The organism is Parendozoicomonas verongulae (genome assembly GCF_009711465.1).
Classification (GTDB): domain Bacteria; phylum Pseudomonadota; class Gammaproteobacteria; order Pseudomonadales; family Endozoicomonadaceae; genus Sansalvadorimonas; species Sansalvadorimonas verongulae.
Genome location: NZ_SMME01000781.1, coordinates 13,673 through 14,474, shown reverse-complemented (window position 1 = coordinate 14,474; position 802 = coordinate 13,673). Strand labels below are relative to the sequence as shown.

The 802-nt window shown below is 52.6% G+C and carries 1 protein-coding gene; it reads right to left on the bottom strand.

What is annotated here, in order from left to right:
- Window positions 1-802, bottom strand: an 802-nt coding sequence (locus E1189_RS06830) for a hypothetical protein (protein WP_196221279.1), incomplete at both ends; no start/stop codon positions are given.

Sequence of the window (802 nt, the reverse complement as noted above, 5' to 3'; positions counted from 1 at the left end):
ATCCACCAGTGGCCCATAGTGATTGAACCAGTTTCGACAGGCTTGTGGCCCACTGTCTGGAAGAGAGACACTCGACAGGGAAACATAATGACTCTCCAGATCAGGGGGATTCGGTCTTTCTTGCAGCCATTCCGGATGTCTGGACAAAACAGACTCTGGAATCAAGTGCGTGGCGTCTGGAAACTGCTGTATAAACTCTGCACACAGTTTTTCGGTACGCTTGGCCACAGGCAGCCCTGCCAGCCAGTGAAAAAAACGGCTCCGGTGTGGCATCAGAGCCGGGAAGCATTCAAGGAAATTCTCAGGGTAGTAGAGCCTCGCCACATCTTCACAGTTAACCGCCGGTGCCTTCAGCAGAAGCTTTTGACACATGGCCGGCGTACGCATGTGCGTTGGAATATCTTGTATGCGAGGTACCGGTTCGCTGTCCAGTGCCTGTTTTACCATATTTAGCGTGATACGGTGCTTGGGAATATAGCTTAGAACCCCCCCCTCCTGAATCAGTGCTGCCCTGCACAGTCTGCTGTACCCAGAGTCCAGATCGTCTGCAAAGTGACCGATCAACCAGGGGACGCGTCGGACAGCCCGCTCTTTCATAGCCTGGGTACACTGATGGGGTGGCACATTCAAGATAGCTGAAGGTCTTATCTGCACCAGAGCTTCAAAGTCTGTGGGGTGATCAGGGAACATCGCGAACACCTCGGGAGTAACCCGTTTATTGCTGGCGATGCAGGCATCAATAAAGGCTGGAGTGAGCAGTTCGGATGGCAGAAAACTGAAAGTGTGCGGTGCTTGCTTTATA